The sequence below is a fragment of the Comamonas resistens genome, from assembly GCF_030064165.1.
Taxonomy (GTDB): domain Bacteria; phylum Pseudomonadota; class Gammaproteobacteria; order Burkholderiales; family Burkholderiaceae_C; genus Comamonas; species Comamonas resistens.
This window is the reverse complement of record NZ_CP125947.1, coordinates 4,305,772-4,323,266: the sequence shown is the minus strand read 5'-3', so window position 1 is coordinate 4,323,266 and position 17,495 is coordinate 4,305,772. Positions and strand designations below refer to the sequence as shown.

The following is a 17,495-nucleotide window of genomic DNA, read 5'->3' as shown; positions in this document are numbered from 1 at the left end:
CGGAAGACGCTATGAAAACTTCAGACCGCAGGCGCAGGAAGTTCCCAGGTCCGGGTGCCTGGGGCACCGCCCAGTTGCTGCTGCAGCCTGGGCCAGTCAAAGCCGGGGCCGGGGTCCTGCTTGCGTCCTGGGGCAATGTGCTCGTGCCCGGCAATGTAGTGCACCGGGTACTCGGCGGCTATGGCTTCGCAGAGCCGTTGCAGGGCCTGGTATTGCGGCGCTTCAAAGCGCAGTCCCTCCAGGCCTTCCAGCTCGATGCCGATGGAGTCATCGTTGCAGCGATCGCGTCCCCGCCACTGGCTCACGCCCGCATGCCAGGCGCGATCGTCGCAGCTGACGAACTGCCAGATCTCGCCCTGGCGCGTGATGAAAAAATGTGAGGAAACTTCCAGGCCGCGAATGCCCTGGTAGTAGGGATGGGCATCCCAGTCCAGTTGATTGGTGAACAGCTGCTGAACGGCGCCTGTGCCGTATTGGCCCGGGGGCAGGCTGATGGAGTGGATGACCACCAGATCGATGACCGCGCCTTGCGGGCGTAGGCCGAAATTGGGCGAGGGCAACTGCTGCGCGGGTTGCCACCAACCGGCTTGCCATGCCGTCTGGCTGCCGGATGGCTCAGGCATTGTCGCCATGGTGCTTGTTTCCTTCCGAGGGCAGGTCGATGCCTAGGCGTTCAATGCGGTAGCGAATCTGGCGCAGGCTTATGCCCAGGCGGGTGGCGGTGGCGGTGCGGTTGAAGCCGTTGTCTTGCAGGGCCTGCACCAGAATGTTGCGCTCTTTTTCATCGAGCCAGGCCTGCAGGTCCTGGGGCAGCTCGGCTGGTGTGTCGGCCGTTGCGGCTTGCGGTGGTTTTGGCGCAAGCGTGGATGACGAGGGCTGGTTGGAGAGTGTTGCCTCGCACGACTCCATGGACGGCGGCAGGCGCAGCGGCCCTTCGTCACCCAAGGCAATGGCGCGATGCAGCACGTTTTCCAGCTCGCGCACATTGCCCGGCAGCTCCAGCTGGGCAATCTGGGCCAGGCTGGTTTCGTCGAGCTCGGGGGTGTGCAGGCCTGATTCATGGGCCAGCTTGGCCAGCAGCGCGCGGCAGAGGTCGGGCAGGTCGCCGCGACGCTCGCGCAGGGCCGGCAGGGCGATCTCGATCACATTGAGGCGATAGAACAGGTCCTGGCGGAACTGTCCGGCCTGAACCTGCGCAGCCAGGTCGCGGTGGGTGGCACTGACGATGCGCACATCGACGGCCTCCTCCTGCGTGCTGCCCAGGGAGCGGATCTTGCGTTCCTGAATCGCGCGCAGCAGCTTGGCCTGCATGGCCAGCGGCAGATCACCGATCTCGTCCAGAAACAAGGTGCCGCCCTGGGCGGCCTGGAAATAGCCGGGCCTGTCCTGAGTGGCGCCGGTGTACGAGCCCTTGCGTGCACCGAAGAATTCGGCTTCGAGCAGGTTCTCGGGAATGGCGCCGCAGTTGACGGCAACCAGAGGCCCATCGGCGCGCTGGCTGCAGGCGTGCAGCGCACGGGCTACCAGTTCCTTGCCTGTACCCGATTCGCCGTGGACCAGCACAGGTGCCATGCCCTTGGCAACCTTGGCAATGCGCTGCTTGACGCCTTGCATGGCAGGGGATTCGCCGACCAGAGCCTTCAAGGCCGCATCGCCCTGCAAGGGGCGGCTGTTTGCGGCATCCACTGCCATGCTAGGTGCGACACCGGGTGTGGGAACGGCGCCTATACCCTGAATGGCGGAAGCGACCACCTGGCGGAACTGTCGCAGATCCACAGGCTTGGTCAGGTAATCAAAAGCCCCGGCACGCAGAGCATCGACCGCGTTCTCGGCAGAACCGTAGGCGGTCATGACGATGCAGCGTTCGGGCCGGGCCTGCTCGCGCAGCTGCAGCAGCAGCTCCATACCGGTGCCATCGGGCAGGCGCATATCGCTGATCATCACGTCAAAGCGCCTGCTCAGCAGCAACTGCGCCGCGTCCTGTACCGAGCCTGCCGTTTCCACGCGATAACCCTCGCGCAGCAGGGTCAGCTCATAGAGCGTGCGCAGATCGGGCTCGTCGTCCACGACCAGGATGCTGGCGGAGGTAGGGGGTGTGGGCAAGGAATTCACGAGGCTTACACCATGATCGAATCAAACAGAGGGCGGTTGGTGGGTTCGGCCGGGCCGCTGCGCAGGCTGACGATGAATGCATTGCCAGCGACTCCGTTGCGGCTCAGGCGCTGATAGCTGATGCTGGCGCCGTAGCGCTGGCACAGTTCACGGCAGATATACAGGCCCAGGCCGCTGGAGCGACTTTGCGATGAAAAAAACGGCTCGAACAGATGGCGTTGCACGCTGGGCTCCAGCGGCGCGCCATCGCTCCAGACCATGAACCAGCTGCTGTCCTGCAGCGGTGCATATTGGGTCTGCAGCTCATCGCAGCCATGGCCGCTGACCAGTTGCAGGCTGGCCGGATGGCTGGCATTGCTGCGGTGCCGCTGGGCATTGTCCAGCAAGTTGATGAGCACGCGGCGCAGGTGTTCCTCGTCAAAGACGATATGGCGGGCAGGAGCATTGAGCTGCAGCAACAGTTGGCGATGTGGCGAAGTCTGGCTTTGCCACTCCTGGCTGCTGAGGGCCAGCTGGGTGTCCAGAGCCAGTGCTTGCGCGGGGCTTGTGTCGCTACCCTGTTGCACGCGGGCAATGTTGAGAATCTCCTCGGCAATGCGGGCCAGTCTGTCTGCGTTCTGGCCCACGATGCGGCACAGCTGCTGCTGGGTGGGTTGGCTGCTCAGGTCTTCGGCCAGCAGCGCATTGGCCTGGGTGATGGCCGCCAGAGGGTTGCGGATTTCATGGGCCACGGCGGCCGACATGCGCCCCATGGAGGCCAGTTTTTCGGTGCGCATCTGGGCTTCCATCTCGCGCAGATCGTGCAGAAACATCACGCACAGTGAATGGCTGACCGATGGGCCGGGGGGGCTGTTCAGGTAAGAGGTCTCGACCTCGGTCACCCGGGCGCGTACATCCAGGCCCGTGGTGGTGCCCTGTTCATTGGCTTGCAGATGAACGGTGACAGACAGGGGGCGCGCATGGGAGAAAGTGGTTTGAACAACCTCGGTCAGCGGCTGCCACCACGGCTGTGTCTGCAGAGAGAAGTTCTGCGCATGCAGCTCCGGCAAGCCCAGCAAGCGCAGTGCTGCGGGGTTGGCTTGCACGACCTGCAGGCTGGAATCCACCACCAGCACACCATCCGAGAGGTGGTTGATGACCAGGGTGTTGACCTGCTCCTGGGTCTTGGTGCGTACCTGGTTGTAGAGCGCTGCCGCACGCTCGCGTCGCACCCGCTTGGCCAGCTCGTGTGTGAGATAGGCCACGCAGAAATAGCCAGCGCAGGAAAACGCCGTCTGATAGTAGGCCTGAGCGGTGTCGCTGAAACCGTGGGACTGCTGCCAGAAGGTATAGCCCAGCATCAACAGCGTCACGGCAGCCGTCGTGCCAAAGGCCAGCATCAGTCCGCCCAGGGCGGAGGAAATCAGAATCGGAATGGCCAGCAAGGCCGTGTAGTTCAGCGAGCCCGCCTGCAAAAGCTGCAGCAGAAAGATCACGACAATGTCCACGCCGATGACGGGAAGCCATTGCATGCCTGCGCTTGGCGCGGGAAGGTGGCGTCCCGCCATCAGGCGCATGATCAGCGTCAGTGCCAGATAAGTGATGCAGACCAGCCAGACCAGGGGAGAGCTGATTTTCTGCAACTGCAGATGTAGGGTCTGCAGCAGCAGCAGGGCGACTGCCAACAGCACGCGCCCGCTCAGAAAAGCCTGCCAGAGACGGACAAACGGCGCTTTCAGATTGGCGTCTGCCTGACGGTTGATGGCCGATTCCAGCGGAATCAGCGTGTGTTGCCAGTCGGAGGAGGGCTCTGCCATGTGTCAACGGCTGTTGGGGTCTTGGGCGGCCAGATGGCGATGCTCCGCGCTGCAGTAGAGCCGGCCCTGGGCATCGGCCACTGTATCTGTTTGGGGCAGGTGCAGGCCGCAGTATGTGCACTCCACCATGGATTGCGGCTTGCTGAGTGCGGTGGAAGGGTTGGTGGAGGTGGTGGAAGAGCCATGCACACGGCGCTTTTTGCGCCAGATGCCTATGGCAATCGCCACGACCAGCATTACCAGCAAATACTTCATGCCGTGCGCCCCAGCAGGACTTCCACGACAAAGCGCGACCCCACATACGCCAGCAGCAGCAAAGCAGCCCCTATGTAGAGCACGCGTACCGCGCTCTGGCCACGCCAGCCAAAGCGCTTGCGGCCAAACAGCAGCACGGCAAACGTGATCCAGGACAGCAGAGAGAACACGGACTTGTGGTTCCACACCCAGCTGCGACCGTAGAGCTGTTCACCGAACAGCCAGCCTGCAGCCAGTGTGGCCGTGAGCAGCAAAAAGCCCGCGCCCACGAAGCGGAACGTCAATCGCTCCAGTGTCAGCAGTGGCAAGCCGCCATCATGGTCGGCCCCCAGGCGCATCTGGCGCTCGGCATGGCCCATCAGCGCTGCATGAACCACGGCCGCGGCAAACAGTCCGTAGGACGCAATGCCCAAGGCCAAGTGCAGTGGCAGCCAGGCCGATGCGTTGACATGCAGGGGCGTGCCGGGAAAGATCACGGCCAGCAGCACGGCCACGCTGCCCATGATGGACAGCGGCCAGCGCGAGCGCAGTTGTGGATAAAGCTGCTGCTCGACCACATAGACCGTCAGCACCAGCCAGGCGGTGATGGACAGTGCCGGGGCAAAGCCAAAGCGTGAAAGCCCGCCCAGAAGGCCCCAGCCCAGTGTCAGTGCATGCAAGGCCCAGGCAAGGCCCAGGCAGCGGCGTGCGCCTTTTTCCTGCAGACGTTGCGTTGCAAGAGCGGGCAGGGCATAGGCAATGGCTGCCGCGATGGCCAGAATCCAGCTGATGGGGCTGGCTGCGGTAAGCGGGTGGGAGAGCATGCTTTCAATGATAGTGCCGCCGGCCGTCACTCGCCTTTTGTTGTGTCAATCCTGCAGATGGATGACGGCCTGAATGCGCTGATGACCAGGCACCCATGGCCAGTTGCCTCGGTGCCTGCCACGCCATCTGGATAGCCGGCATGAGCGAACACTCACGCTTGCTTGGCGCGCAAGGCATGACACCAGCCAGGCGCCTGGCAGGGGGGAGCGGGTAAAATGGGTGATCACCAGCCTTGCGGCTTCTTGCAGCGGGCGGCTTGCCGGTATTTTCGGCGGCAAGGCCCTCTGTCTGTCCACCTCTTTCGAATGCTTTTTGCTTATGGCCTCCGCACTGACCGATAAACTCTCGCGCCTCGTCAAGGAGATGCGCGGCCAGGCCCGCATCACCGAATCCAATGTCCAGGACATGCTGCGCGAAGTGCGCATGGCCTTGCTCGAGGCTGACGTGGCCCTGCCCGTGGTGCGCGACTTCATTGCCCGCGTCAAGGAAAAAGCGCTGGGCCAGGAAGTCGTCAGCTCACTGCAGCCCGGCCAGGTGCTGGTGTCCATCGTCAACAAGGAGTTGGCGGCGACCATGGGCGAAGGCGTGGCAGACATCAACCTCAATGCCCAACCGCCCGCCGTCATTTTGATGGCCGGCCTGCAAGGCGCCGGCAAAACCACGACCACGGCCAAGCTGGCCAAGCATCTGATCGAGAAGCGCAAGAAGAAGGTGCTCACGGTCTCGGGCGACGTGTACCGCCCTGCGGCCATTGAGCAGCTCAAGACCGTGACGGCCCAGGCCGGCGCCGAGTGGTTCCCGTCCACGCCGGACCAGAAGCCGCACGACATCGCCGTGGCTGCGCTGGACTATGCGAAAAGGCATTTCTTCGACGTGCTGCTGGTCGATACGGCCGGCCGCCTGGCCATCGACGAGTTGCTGATGGCCGAGATCAAGGACTTGCACGCGACCATCAAGCCTGTCGAAACCCTGTTCGTGGTCGATGCCATGCAGGGTCAGGATGCGATCAACACCGCCAAGGCCTTCAAGGAAGCGCTGCCGCTGACCGGCATCGTGCTGACCAAGCTCGACGGTGACTCGCGCGGCGGTGCGGCGCTGTCGGTGCGCCAGATCACGGGCGCGCCCATCAAGTTCGCCGGTGTCTCGGAAAAGATCGACGGTCTGGAAGTCTTCGATGCCGACCGCCACGCACAGCGCGTGCTGGGCATGGGCGACATCGTGGCCCTGGTCGAGCAGGTCACCAAGGGCGTGGACATGGAAGCCGCGCAGAAGATGGCCGAGAAGCTCAAGAGCGGCGACGGCTTCGACCTCAACGACTTTCTGGCCCAGCTGCAGCAGATGAAGCAGATGGGCGGCCTGTCCACGCTGATGGACAAGCTACCCGCCGAACTCGCAGGCAAGGCCGGATCGGTCGACATGGACAAGGCCGAGCGCGAGATCAAGCGCAAGGAAGGCATCATCTGCTCCATGACGTTCAAGGAGCGCAAGAACCCCGCCCTGATCAAGGCCACGCGCAAGAAACGCATTGCCGACGGTGCCGGTGTTCAGGTGCAGGAAGTCAACCGCCTGCTCAAGGAGTTCGAGCAGATGCAGACCATGATGAAGAAGTTCAAGGGCGGCGGTCTGATGAAGATGATGAAGAAGATGGGCGGCATGAAGGCCATGAAAGGCATGATGGGCGGCGGCATGCCCAAGCTGCCGTTTTGATCGGAGTCACCCCCCCTGAGCCGCTGCGCGGCTTCCCCCTTTCTCGCTGCGCGGGAGGGGGACGGCGCCTTCGCTGCGAGGCGGCTCTTGCTTGGCGCCCCTGGTTGGGGCATGCCTGATTTGAGATGGGTTGCTTCTAAAAAGTGAGCTGCTTGCGCTTGACGGGTTGTGAAATTCGATGGCTTTTCATCGTTTTTTCATGATCTGGCGTGCGCAAGCAGCTCACTTTTTATGTGCACTCAGGGGTTATGACTGGAGCTGGGCGCTGCTTTCTGAGAACATGCGCGCTATGAAAGTACAAGCTTGGACTTCCATGGATGAGCCATTGCCCGGGGATGCGGGACGTCGCGCCGCGCTGTTGCTGGGTACGGGTTCGCTGCTGGCACTGTTGGCTGGTTGCTCGACCAGGCCATCGACCAGGCCTACCCAGGCTGCGCAAATCAGCAGCAGCGGGGGAGGCGCCAAGGCGGTCAATCCCCTCAATCTGTCCGACGAATTGCGCGAAGGCATGCTGGCGCGCACCATGTTGGTGGTCAACACGCCCTATACCTATGGCGGCAATTCACCGGAAGGTGGCTTTGACTGCAGCGGCCTGATCCAGTGGGCCGTGGCCGGCATCACCGAGCGCAGACTGCCGCGCACCACGGCGCAGTGGGCGCAGTCCAGCAATCCGGTTTCGGGCCGCGATCTGCTGCGTGGTGACTTTGTCTTTTTCAATACCCTGGGCGGACGCTATTCGCATATGGGCATCTTTGTGGGCAACGGGCAGTTCGTGCATGCACCTTCCAGCGGCGGTACCGTGCAGCGCGTGCGCATGGACAACGTGTACTTTGCCAAGCGCTTTACCGAGGCGCGCAGTATTTTTGCCTGACCGAGAACGACATTGAAAAAGGGACTGCATGCAGTCCCTTTGTTTTTGATAGTGGCTAGCGCCTGATTTTCTTAGGCTGCTGCCGTGCCTGATGCTGAATTGGTGTGCTCGACTTCTGTCTCATCCAGTGGCAGCTTCCAGTCCATGCAATGCCAGGGGTGCTGCTCTTCGGTCACCCAGGTGGCAACCTCTTCGGTGCTCACCACCTTGCCCAGCACATCGCTGCGGCCTTGTGCCACCCATTGCGCGCGGCCCTGTGCATAGGCTTGGCCGAACTCCAGCCAGCTGCCAAAGCATTGCTGGGCGCGCTGGGCGTTGAGCATCAGCACCTGCCATTGCGCCGCTTCGTCAATCCAGTCCAGCAGCCGGGCGCAGCGCACAAAAAAGGCGACGCGTGCACAGGCAAAAGCCATGGCGGCGCGCGGCTCGTCGCTGCGCTGCAGGCGTTGCAGATCCAGCGTGAACCAGCGCTGGCGCAGGGCACCCGGCAGTTGCTGGCGCACCTGTTCCTCGCCAAGGTCGGTGCGCAGCCCCAGGTGGTGCAGGATCATGGGGCGCAGTTGCTTGGCCAGGGCCTCGTCCGCGCCGCCCAGGTCGCAGGCAAAGCCGCCTTGCATGGCGTGATAGGCCGTGGGGTGGGCCAGGGCCAGCGCCCAGTTGCGTTCGGGGCTGCCGGCCTGGTAGCTGATCATGTCGCCACGGGCCTTGGCGGCGTTGAGGCGCCTGAAGCCACCGCGAAAGACCCAGTACACCACGGCGACGGTGATCAGCAGATACATCCAGCCGCTCATATCCGGCCCCCGTTACGGGCAGGGCGCTTTCTGGCCAGTTGCAGCGCAGTTTTCAGCGCAGCGGACTTGGGCATGCGTTCCAGCACCTCGTTGTCCACGGAGTCCTTGCGTGCCGCCACCATCCACTGCATCAGCGGGGATTGCAGATCCAGGTGCACCAGCAATTCGGGGTATTGCTGCATCAGCCACAGCTGTTCGGCATCGCTGGTCAGCTCCTGCACCGAGCACCAGGGGGACAGCTGTGGATTGGCTTGCAGCAGATGGGACGGGCGGCGCAGCACGCCCATGGCGATGGCATCCTGGGGCACCTCTTCATTCAGGGGCAGATGGTTGAGCAAGGCCACCACATCGGGCGCATAGCGGGCAACAGGCGGGCGGTTCTGCTTGCCCTTGATCTGCTCGATCTGCAGCGAACCGTCTTTCTGCACAAAGGCATTGACGGTGATGCGTGGCTGGGCCGAGCCGGTACGGTAGCTGAACAGCCGCATCTGGCCGGATTCCAGGCCGCTCGCATAGTGCTCGCCATAGCCGCCCTTGAATTGCTTGCGGTCGGCAAACTGGCCCACGCAGTGGCCCATCATCTGGCTCTCATAGGCCATCTCGCGGCGCATATTGGCACTCTTGTTCTCGAACTCGAAGAAGATGCCCTGCTGGCCGGGCAGCAGCCCGCGCACGGCATCCCTGGAATGTTCGACGCGGCCGCTGTTCTGCCTTTTCTCGAAGGACAGATGCTCCAGCGTCCAGCGGGCCAGAGCCTGCGGCGCATTGACGCGCTGCAGCTTGCCTTCCAGCGAGGTGCCTTTGCGGGTGGAGAGAAACTCCACCAGCCGGTTCTCCAGCGCCAGCACGGCGGGGGCATCGGGAACAATCCACCACAGATCGGGCAGGGCAAAGCCGCCGGCCTTCTTGTGGAGGCGCTCCAGTGCCCAGGCAGGGGCTTCCTGGCGGCCCAGCAGCTCCTGCAATTCATGGGCATCGGCAATGGTCTGCACCACGGGGGGCTCGGCTTGCAGATTGCCGATCACATGGCGGTAGAAATGATTGGACAGCCAAGCGGCAACATCGGGTGCATCGCCTCGCGCAGCGCTGCGCGAGGCGATGGCCTGCTTGATGGCCGGCGCATTGACCACGTCGCGCGCCTGGTAGGCGCTGGCAGCGCCGGCTGGTTGACGCTCGCTCACCAGAATTTCCACCATGGCTTGCGGCCCGATGCGGCGACCGCATTCTGATCGCGCTCGGCCAGCTTGCGCTCGGCCGAGGCCAGGCCCTCGGCCGACATTTGGGCCTCTGCCTCGTTGTCATTGCCCAGTGCGAACCGCTTCTTGGAATGGTGGCCCAGGTAGGTAGCCGATTCGCGGTGCAGGGCCACGGATTCTTCCAGCAGCTCGGGCCAGGCTTCCAGCGCGCAGGCCAGGCGGCGCAGCGGGTAGCTGTCCTGCAGCGCACGCACTTCGTCCTGGTGGGCGCGCAGGCGCGGCAGCACCTGCTCGGGGCGGAAGACCGAGAAGAAGTCCAGCAGCGACATCATGGCCGCTAGGTAGTCGCGGCGCTCCTGCTTTTGCTCGTCTTCGTCAAGCTCGGCATACCAGCTGTCCAGGCGCTCCAGCCAGATGCTGATCTCATCGCCGCGGTCGAGCTTGTACAGCGCCAGTGCCACGGTGGGGAAATATCGCGGCGGTTCATGGCGGCTGAAGCCATGCTGCTCAGCAAAATGCCACAGCTGCTCGGCCTCGGCCACGATGCCTGCGTCATCGCCGCGCCCATTGGCGGCCCACCACAGGCCTTCGTGATGCTCGGAAAACGGGCTGCTGGCCAGGCCCTTGCGGTGCAGCGTCTCGGATTCGTCGTAGCGGTCCAGAAAACGGTATTTGATGCCCAGGTTGTTGCACAGCATGGAGTACACATGCAGATCGGCATCCTTGAAGCGGCCCTGGCCCGTGGCCCAGAAATGCTCAAAGCGCGCCAGCGCCTCCTCGTAATAGCGCAGCACCAGTGGCTCGCGCACCTCGTCGGACGGGACTTTCTTCTTGCCACCCATCAGCGGTGCCAGATCGTCTTCATCGTCGAGTACCACGCCCGCGCCATAGCCCCAGTGGCCGCCATGGGCAGCGGGGAAGGGGCGGGCCAGCGCTTCTTCCAGTGGCAGCACGGCAAAGCGCGCGGCCCACAGGCGCGACAGGGCGTCGCTGTTGCTCCATTCGGGGTGGCGGCCCACGGATTGCTCCAGCAGCGGCAAGGCCTTGTCGAGCTGGCGCTTGCGAGCATGGCGCAGGCCCACGATCATTGCCACCAGGTCGTTGTGCGGGTCGCGTGCACGCACCAGATCCAGGTAATAGTCCGCAGGCTGGGGTGGCATGGTTTCCTGCGCCAGCAGGTAGCGCATGTCCTCGTCTTCCTGGGCCATGGCCAGAATCAGCGCCCAGGTGTCGGCGTGCGGGGCATCGGGGGCAAACTGCTGCAGCGCCAGCTGGTAGCCGCGCACGGCCGATCCGGGGCGGGCATGCAGCACGCTTTCCAGCGCCACGGCAGCGGCCTCATCCAGCTGGCCGGCCTGCACCAGCCATTCCAGGCGCTGGGCGCCAAAGGAATCCCCGTCGTCATCGGTCAGGCCGAAGTGGCCTTGGGCCGCCAGTTGCACGGCGGCTTCCAGCTGGCCGGCCTGGGCGCAGGCCTGGGCCTGCAGGCGCACGATGCGCACCTTGCGGTGCATTTGCACGGCTTGCGATGGAGCGGGTTGCTCGGTGCGCGCCAGTTGCTGCTCGCAGGCCATCAGCAGCGCGGGCAGGCTGGCGCTGGCCACGGGCAACGCGCGGTTGGCCAACTCCATCCACTGGTCAAAGTCCACGCTTTGATCGGCACCTGCGCTGCGCAGGGCTTCGATCGCGGCCTGCACCTGGCGCGTGGCTGCACCGCTATCGCCACGGCGTTGGTCCAGCTCGGCCTTGTGCACGCAGGCCATGGCATCCAGATAGGCCGCGCGGTCTTCGTTGTCGGAGTTGGCGCGTTCCTGGGCGCGCTGCAAATCCACGCCCTGGGCGGCGATCTCCCAGGCCTGGGCCTTGTCGGCCATCCAGTGCCAGCCATGCCAGTAGCCGTCGGCATCAACGTCTTCGGGCAGAGCGGCCAGGGTCTGGGCGGCAGGCAGCAGCAGCGCCACGGCCGAGGATGGCTCAAAGCCAAGGCGGCTCTGGATATCGCTGAGGGCGATGCGCGCCGCCGCCTCGGCAGACTGGTGGGGATCGGCCTGAAGCACGGCCTGGCGGTGGGTTTGCAAGAAGGCGTTGGCGGTCGCTGGCTGGTCCAGCAGCAGCCAGAAATCATGCACACGTTCCAGTTCGGTCACGCTGGTGGGCGCAAACTGTTGCTGGTTCATCAGCTCGACAGCAGCGGCGACGCGGTCGGCATGGGCGATGGAGGTGCTGGAGTCGTCGTCCGATAGCAGCTCGTGGGCCTGGTTCAGAAAAGCATGCAGAGCATCGCCCTGCAACGCGGCGGCGTCGCGTGGTGAGTTCATGGATTTTTGGCAGAAAGCGGGCGTGGCCCTGGGAAAAACCATCATCCTAGCGGCAGCACGGGCCTGTTTGTCGGATGGCCGCGTTTTTTGCAAGCGGTTGCGGATGGGTTGGGCGGCTGCACGGAACGGTTTGCTGGCGGGCCAAGGCCCGCTCTTCGCCCGTAAATCTGGCATGCGGTTCAAGCCATTGCCTCAAGCGATATCAGACCCCAAGGCTTACCTGTACAGCGAAAATTGCTATCAAAACAGGTAATTCTTCCGGCTCAAGCCTTTTGCCGCATGAAATGCCTCTGCGCCTCTTGTGCGGGCATGGGCTTGCCGAACAGATGGCCCTGAAAGGCATCGCAGCCCTGCTGCCGTAGAAAACCCAGCTGGGCCGTGTTCTCCACGCCTTCGGCAACGACCTTCAGATTCATTGTGCGCGCCAGGGCCAGGATGGTGGTTGTGATGGCAGCATTGCCGGGGTTGCCCGGCAGGCCCTGGACAAAGGAGTGGTCTACCTTGAGCGGATCCAGTGGCAGTCGCTGTAGACAGGCCAGCGACGAGTAGCCGGTGCCTAAATCATCCAGCGCAAAGCGCACGCCCAGAGCCTGCAACTCCTGCATCTTGAGGATGCTGTTCTCGATATCGGTGAGAAACATGCTCTCCGTCAGCTCAATGCGCAGCAGATGGGGGTTGGCACCTGTGCTTGCTATGGCATCGCGCACGCTGGAGACGAAAAGAGGGTTCTGGAACTGCCGCGTGCTGACGTTGACAGCCAGACTCCAGTGCGCCGCGCCGGGAACATGGCTCCATTGCGCCAGTTGCGCGCAGGCGGCCTGCAGCACCCACTGCCCCAGGGGAAGAGTCAGACCAGTCTGCTCTGCCAGCTCCATGAAGGCATTGGGGGTCAGCCGGCCCCGTGTAGGGTGCTGCCAGCGCAACAGCGCCTCCCAGCCTTGCGGCCGTAGCAACAGGTCGACCACGGGCTGGAACAGCAGATGCAGGCCGGTATCTTCGTGCGACAGGGCCTCGCGCAGGTCGCTGGCCAGGCTGGCGCGATCCTGCACCTCGGCCTGCAGCCGCGGATCGAAGGCGTAGACATTGTTGCGGCCCCGGGCCTTGGCCTTGTAGAGGGCCATGTCGGCCAGCCTCATCAGCTCCTCTTGCTCCTGCCCGGCATCGTCCATCAGCAGCAGTCCGATGCTGGAGGAGGTGCGCACCTGTTGGCCGCTGAGGTCGAAGCCGGATGCCAGCGCTTGCTGAATCCGCTCGGCCATGGCGTGGGCGCGGACCCTGGCCTGGCCGGGGGCGGCATCCAGGTCGTTCAGCAGGATGACGAATTCATCGCCGCCCACGCGCGCTACGGTATCGCTTGCGCACACGCAGTGATGCAGCCTATGGGCGACCTGGCGCAGCAGCTCGTCGCCCAGGCTGTGGCCCAGCCGATCGTTGATATCCTTGAAATTGTCGAGGTCCAGCAGCATGAGCGCCCCGAAGCGGCGGTTTCGGCCGATGGCGGCCATGGTTTGCTGCAGGCGCTCGGTCAACAAAACCCGGTTGGGCAGTCCCGTAAGCGCATCGTGCAGCGCCAGATGGCTGGCCTGTTGCTCGGCCTGCTTGCGCTGGGTGATGTCGGTCCGGATGGTGATGTATTGCTCGGGCCTGCCATTGGCACCGATGAAGGGCACGATGGTGGTATGTACCCAGTACAGCGAACCGTCCTTGGCCCGGTTGCAGATCTCGCCATGCCAGGTTTCACCCGAGGAAATGGTTTTCCACAGGTTCAGGAAGAACGCCCTGGAGTGCTGCCCCGAATTGATGATGCGATGGGAGCGGCCGATCAGCTCATGCTGCGCATATTGGGAAATCTGGCAGAACTTTTCGTTGACCTGGGTGATGACACCGCGTGCGTCGGTCACGGCCACGATGGCATGTGCGTTCAATGCCGTTCTCAGATCATCGAATTCCTGGCGCACATCGATCAGCTGTTGATGCAATAGTGATAGCTCACATTTTTGCGAGCTATTGCAGTTACTGCTCACGGCTTGCGTGTTTCGCATAATGTGTCCCTCCCATCTTCCTCTTTTGGCGGCATTTCAGCCGGCATTTTTGCTGTCGCTTCCCCTTGGATTTATTCTTTCCTCAAGCCTTCATTACGTTCATCATTAAATCAACAATTCAATGAATAATATTACAGAAAGTTAATAAAAGGTCATCTGAATATTTAGCGTTCGGGCATGGATAACAAGCTCGAGTTCGCGCAGCGGCTGCGCCAGGCCATGGTGGCCGCAGGTCTGGACCCCAGGCCCGGTGTGTTGCTGAATCTGTTCAATACCCATTACTGGGGCCGTTCCGTCACTTTCCAGGCGGTATCGCGCTGGCTGCGCGGAGAGGCGATTCCCGCGCAGGACAAGCTCGTGGTGCTGGCCAATGTGCTGAAAATCGAGCCCGAGGTGCTGCGCTATGGCGAGGCGGTGCGCCACTCGGTGCAGCAGCACCGCCAGCGTTGGGAGCAGGACATAGGCTATCTGGAGCGCGAGACCTTTGATGCGTTCTTGCAGCTGCCGCCCCCGCAGCGCAAGCTGATCCGCGAGGTGATTCTGACCTTTGCACGCGTGCACGGAGTCGCGCCACAGTCTTGAACCTGGATCTTTGCAAGAAAATGACTGGCCTACAGCTGCCCGGTTTGCGGGCTGCTGCCAGGCCCGGGCTGTATCAGCCCTGTGTCACCACTTCACCGCGCAAGGTGTAGGCCTTGGCCTCGGTGATCTTCACGTCGATGAGCTGGCCGATCAGGCGCTGGTTGCCGGGGAAGTTCACCACGCGGTTGCACTCGGTGCGGCCCATGAGCTCGCTGCCGTCGCGCTTGGAGACGCCCTCGACCAGCAGGCGCTGCACCGTGCCCACGCGCTCCTCGCTGATCTCCTTGATGTTGTGGTTGATCACGGCCTGCAGCTCCTGCAGGCGGCGCAGCTTGACCTCGTGCGGCGTGTCGTCGGGCAGATTGGCTGCAGGAGTGCCGGGGCGTGGGCTGAAGATGAAGCTGAAGCTGTTGTCGAAGCGCACGTCGGCAATGAGCTTCATCATCTTCTGGAAGTCTTCCTCGGTCTCGCCGGGGAAGCCCACGATGAAGTCGCTGCTCATGGCCAGCTCGGGCCGGATGGCGCGCAGCTTGCGGATGGTGCTCTTGTACTCCATGGCCGTGTAGCCACGCTTCATGGCCATCAGGATCTTGTCCGAGCCGTGCTGCACGGGCAGGTGCAGGTGGCTGACCAGCTTGGGGATCTTGGCGTAGGCCTCGATCAATCGCGGCGTGAACTCGTTGGGGTGGCTGGTGGTGTAGCGTATGCGCTCGATGCCGGGAATCTCGGCCACATATTCGAGCAGCAGCGCGAAGTCGGCCATCTCGGCGGTGTCGCCCATCTTGCCCAGGTAGGCGTTCACGTTCTGGCCCAGCAGCGTGACTTCCTTCACGCCCTGGTCGGCCAGGCCCGCGACCTCGACCAGCACGTCCTCGAACGGGCGGCTGACTTCCTCGCCGCGCGTATAGGGGACCACGCAGTAGCTGCAGTACTTGGAGCAGCCTTCCATGATGGAGACGAAGGCCGAGGCACCTTCCACGCGTGCGGGCGGCAGGTGGTCGAATTTCTCGATCTCGGGGAAGGAGATATCGACCTGGGGCTTGGCCTTGGCCGCGCGGGCGTTGAGCAGCTCGGGCAGGCGGTGCAGTGTCTGGGGGCCGAAGACCACGTCCACGAACGGTGCGCGCTTGATGATTTCCTCGCCTTCCTGGCTGGCCACGCAGCCGCCCACGCCGATGAGCACGCCTTTTTCCTTGAGGTGGCGGATGCGGCCCAGGTCGCTGAACACTTTCTCCTGGGCCTTTTCGCGCACCGAGCAGGTGTTGAACAGGATCAGGTCGGCTTCCTCCACGTCCTGCGTGGGCTCGTAGCCCTGGGCCGCGCCCAGCACATCGGCCATCTTGTCCGAGTCGTACTCGTTCATCTGGCAGCCAAAGGTTTTGATAAAGACTTTCTTGCTCATGGGGCGCTCTTGTAGGGTGAGGCTTGCAGTGCTTGCAAGCGCAAAGTCATAGCGGCTGGCGCGCGCCATTACTTGGTTTTAATATGTAAACGGTTTGAGCTGCTTGCACGTCAAGCGCAAACAGCTCTGGAATCAATAGCGGTCAGCCCCGCCGGAATCAGCAGCAGAACTTAGCTGCCGAAGACGCGCTGCAGCAGGGTGCGCGGCTGGATGGGCTTGTATTTCTCGATCTCGGCGGGCGTCAGAATCCAGGCCGTGTGCAGGCCCTGGGTCTGGGGCTCGATCACATAGCCGACCAGCATCTTCTGGCCTGCGTAGTTGCTGGCAAAGACAATGGTGCGTTCCTGGCTGAACAGACGAAAGCCCGGCGTGGTGCGGATGGGGCTGCCGTTGATGGCCACTTCGGGGAAGTTGGTGATGCTGAGTTCACCAAACAACGCCGTGGGCGGAAAGTTGCGCGTTTCGTTGGACGGCAAGCCCTGGGCCAGGGCCGGCAGGCTGGCGCTGGCGGCGGCAGCCAGCAGGGCCGAGCCAAAAAGTCGGCGGTCCAGGACAGAGGTGGTGCAGCGGTTCATGGTGTATATCCAGGGGCTGTTTCAGGTCTGGAAGAAGTCCAGAGAGCCGCGATTTTAGTCGCTTGCCGTCAGCGGCGTGACTTGCTCAGGCTTTGCCGCCGGTCGCATACAGCACGGCCTTGGGTGGGCGGCACAGGCCCCAGAAGCGCAGGCCCGTAAGTTCGGCCATGCGCACGCCCATGGCCGTGGGCGCGGAAATCGTGGCCAGGGCCGCGATGCCGACCTTGGCGCATTTGCGCACCAGCTCGTGGCTGCCGCGGCTGGACAGCAGCACAAAGCCCGGCTGGTCCAGGCGCCCGGTGCGCGCCAGCCGGCCGATGAGCTTGTCCAGCGCGTTATGGCGGCCCACGTCTTCGAGCACATCGGTGATCTCGCCATCCAGCGTGGCCCAGCCTGCGGCGTGGATGGCGCCGGCTTCGGCGTTCAGAATCTGGTGCGGCGGCAGGGCGCCAATGGCCTTGAGCACGGTGCTCGCATCCACGCGGTGCACCCAGTCATGCGCGGGCAGGGCGTCGAAGCTCAGATCCAGCGCGGCAAAGCTTTCCACACCGCAGACACCGCAGCCCGTGCGCCCCGTCATGCTGCGGCGCTTGTCCTTGAGCCGCGCAAAGCAGCGCGAGGCAATCTCCAGCTGCACCTCAATGCCGTCCATGCCGTCCGGCAAGCCCGCAGCAGCGGCTGCCACGGGACGGAATTCGATGCCATAGCAATCGGCTGCGCTGTCGATAATGCCTTCGGTCAGCGCAAAGCCCAGCGCAAAGTCCTGCACATCGCCGGGCGAGCCCATCATCACCGCGTGCGAGATGCCGTTGAAGACCAGCGCAATCGGCACTTCGGCCGCCAGCACGCGCTGCTGGGCATGCACCTGCCCGGCGTTGTGGAACGTCACGGCATGTCTTTGCAGGGCTGCCAGAGCTTCGGTTGCGGGCAGGGGGCAGGCGGATTCGGTCATGGGCTGATGATAGTGATCTGTCCAATCCAAAGTGCCAGCGCGGCTAAAACCGGCGGATACCCAGTCAAAAACCGGCGCACTCCAAGCGAGGG

The 17,495-nt window shown here is 63.4% G+C and carries 15 protein-coding genes; 3 read left to right on the top strand and 12 right to left on the bottom strand.

Translation table 11 applies throughout. The features are described from left to right. Positions 1-20: 20 nt before the first annotated feature. The 5 genes from ampD to QMY55_RS20115 are packed head-to-tail and all read right to left on the bottom strand — an operon-like array spanning position 21 to position 4,966. On the bottom strand, positions 21-632 hold the full coding sequence (ampD, locus tag QMY55_RS20135) for a 1,6-anhydro-N-acetylmuramyl-L-alanine amidase AmpD (RefSeq protein ID WP_283485884.1): 612 nt from the start codon (positions 630-632) through the stop codon (positions 21-23). Next, a complete protein-coding gene (locus QMY55_RS20130; RefSeq protein WP_283485883.1) occupies positions 616-2,112 on the bottom strand; it encodes a sigma-54-dependent transcriptional regulator in 1,497 nt (498 codons plus the stop codon). The genes ampD and QMY55_RS20130 overlap by 17 nt, the downstream gene beginning before the upstream one ends. A gap of 5 nt (positions 2,113-2,117) precedes the next feature. Beyond that, positions 2,118-3,908: a sensor histidine kinase gene (locus tag QMY55_RS20125; RefSeq protein WP_283485882.1), complete on the bottom strand. Its 1,791-nt coding sequence runs from the start codon at positions 3,906-3,908 to the stop codon at positions 2,118-2,120. Between the two features lie 3 nt (positions 3,909-3,911). Continuing rightward, positions 3,912-4,163, bottom strand: a complete 252-nt coding sequence (locus QMY55_RS20120; RefSeq protein WP_283485881.1) for a PP0621 family protein — start codon at positions 4,161-4,163, stop codon at positions 3,912-3,914. Next, positions 4,160-4,966, bottom strand: coding sequence for a cytochrome C assembly family protein (locus QMY55_RS20115; protein ID WP_283485880.1), 807 nt, complete (start codon positions 4,964-4,966; stop codon positions 4,160-4,162). The genes QMY55_RS20120 and QMY55_RS20115 overlap by 4 nt, the downstream gene beginning before the upstream one ends. 319 nt (positions 4,967-5,285) lie before the next feature. Here QMY55_RS20115 and ffh point away from each other — a divergent pair, with 319 nt between their 5' ends. Both ffh and QMY55_RS20105 read left to right on the top strand, forming a co-directional pair. After that, positions 5,286-6,674 carry a signal recognition particle protein gene (gene ffh / locus QMY55_RS20110; RefSeq protein WP_283485879.1) on the top strand — a complete coding sequence of 463 codons (1,389 nt, stop codon included), beginning with the start codon at positions 5,286-5,288 and terminating at the stop codon, positions 6,672-6,674. Between the two features lie 289 nt (positions 6,675-6,963). After that, positions 6,964-7,545, top strand: coding sequence for a C40 family peptidase (locus tag QMY55_RS20105; protein ID WP_283485878.1), 582 nt, complete (start codon positions 6,964-6,966; stop codon positions 7,543-7,545). A 71-nt stretch (positions 7,546-7,616) separates the two neighbouring features. Here the strand turns inward: QMY55_RS20105 and QMY55_RS20100 are convergent, their stop codons facing one another. From QMY55_RS20100 to QMY55_RS20085, 4 genes are all read right to left on the bottom strand, one after another. Further along, on the bottom strand, positions 7,617-8,336 hold the full coding sequence (locus QMY55_RS20100) for a DUF1266 domain-containing protein (protein WP_283485877.1): 720 nt from the start codon (positions 8,334-8,336) through the stop codon (positions 7,617-7,619). Further along, the gene (locus QMY55_RS20095; protein ID WP_283485876.1) at positions 8,333-9,532 is read right to left on the bottom strand and encodes a hypothetical protein; all 1,200 of its coding nucleotides are present in this window, start codon (positions 9,530-9,532) and stop codon (positions 8,333-8,335) included. The genes QMY55_RS20100 and QMY55_RS20095 overlap by 4 nt, the downstream gene beginning before the upstream one ends. Then, on the bottom strand, positions 9,514-11,850 hold the full coding sequence (locus tag QMY55_RS20090) for a hypothetical protein (RefSeq protein WP_283485875.1): 2,337 nt from the start codon (positions 11,848-11,850) through the stop codon (positions 9,514-9,516). Before QMY55_RS20090 ends, QMY55_RS20095 begins: the two co-directional genes overlap by 19 nt. 263 nt (positions 11,851-12,113) lie before the next feature. Beyond that, a complete protein-coding gene (locus QMY55_RS20085; RefSeq protein ID WP_283485874.1) occupies positions 12,114-13,829 on the bottom strand; it encodes a putative bifunctional diguanylate cyclase/phosphodiesterase in 1,716 nt (571 codons plus the stop codon). 240 nt (positions 13,830-14,069) lie between these two features. Here QMY55_RS20085 and QMY55_RS20080 point away from each other — a divergent pair, with 240 nt between their 5' ends. Then, positions 14,070-14,474, top strand: coding sequence for a helix-turn-helix domain-containing protein (locus QMY55_RS20080; protein WP_283485873.1), 405 nt, complete (start codon positions 14,070-14,072; stop codon positions 14,472-14,474). A 73-nt stretch (positions 14,475-14,547) separates the two neighbouring features. Here QMY55_RS20080 and miaB read toward each other — a convergent pair whose 3' ends face one another. From miaB to fdhD, 3 genes are all read right to left on the bottom strand, one after another. Beyond that, positions 14,548-15,876: a tRNA (N6-isopentenyl adenosine(37)-C2)-methylthiotransferase MiaB gene (miaB, locus tag QMY55_RS20075; RefSeq protein ID WP_283485872.1), complete on the bottom strand. Its 1,329-nt coding sequence runs from the start codon at positions 15,874-15,876 to the stop codon at positions 14,548-14,550. A 170-nt stretch (positions 15,877-16,046) separates the two neighbouring features. Continuing rightward, positions 16,047-16,451 carry a hypothetical protein gene (locus QMY55_RS20070; protein ID WP_283485871.1) on the bottom strand — a complete coding sequence of 135 codons (405 nt, stop codon included), beginning with the start codon at positions 16,449-16,451 and terminating at the stop codon, positions 16,047-16,049. 85 nt (positions 16,452-16,536) lie between these two features. After that, positions 16,537-17,403, bottom strand: a complete 867-nt coding sequence (gene fdhD, locus QMY55_RS20065; protein WP_283485870.1) for a formate dehydrogenase accessory sulfurtransferase FdhD — start codon at positions 17,401-17,403, stop codon at positions 16,537-16,539. Between the last annotated feature and the right edge of the window lie 92 nt (positions 17,404-17,495).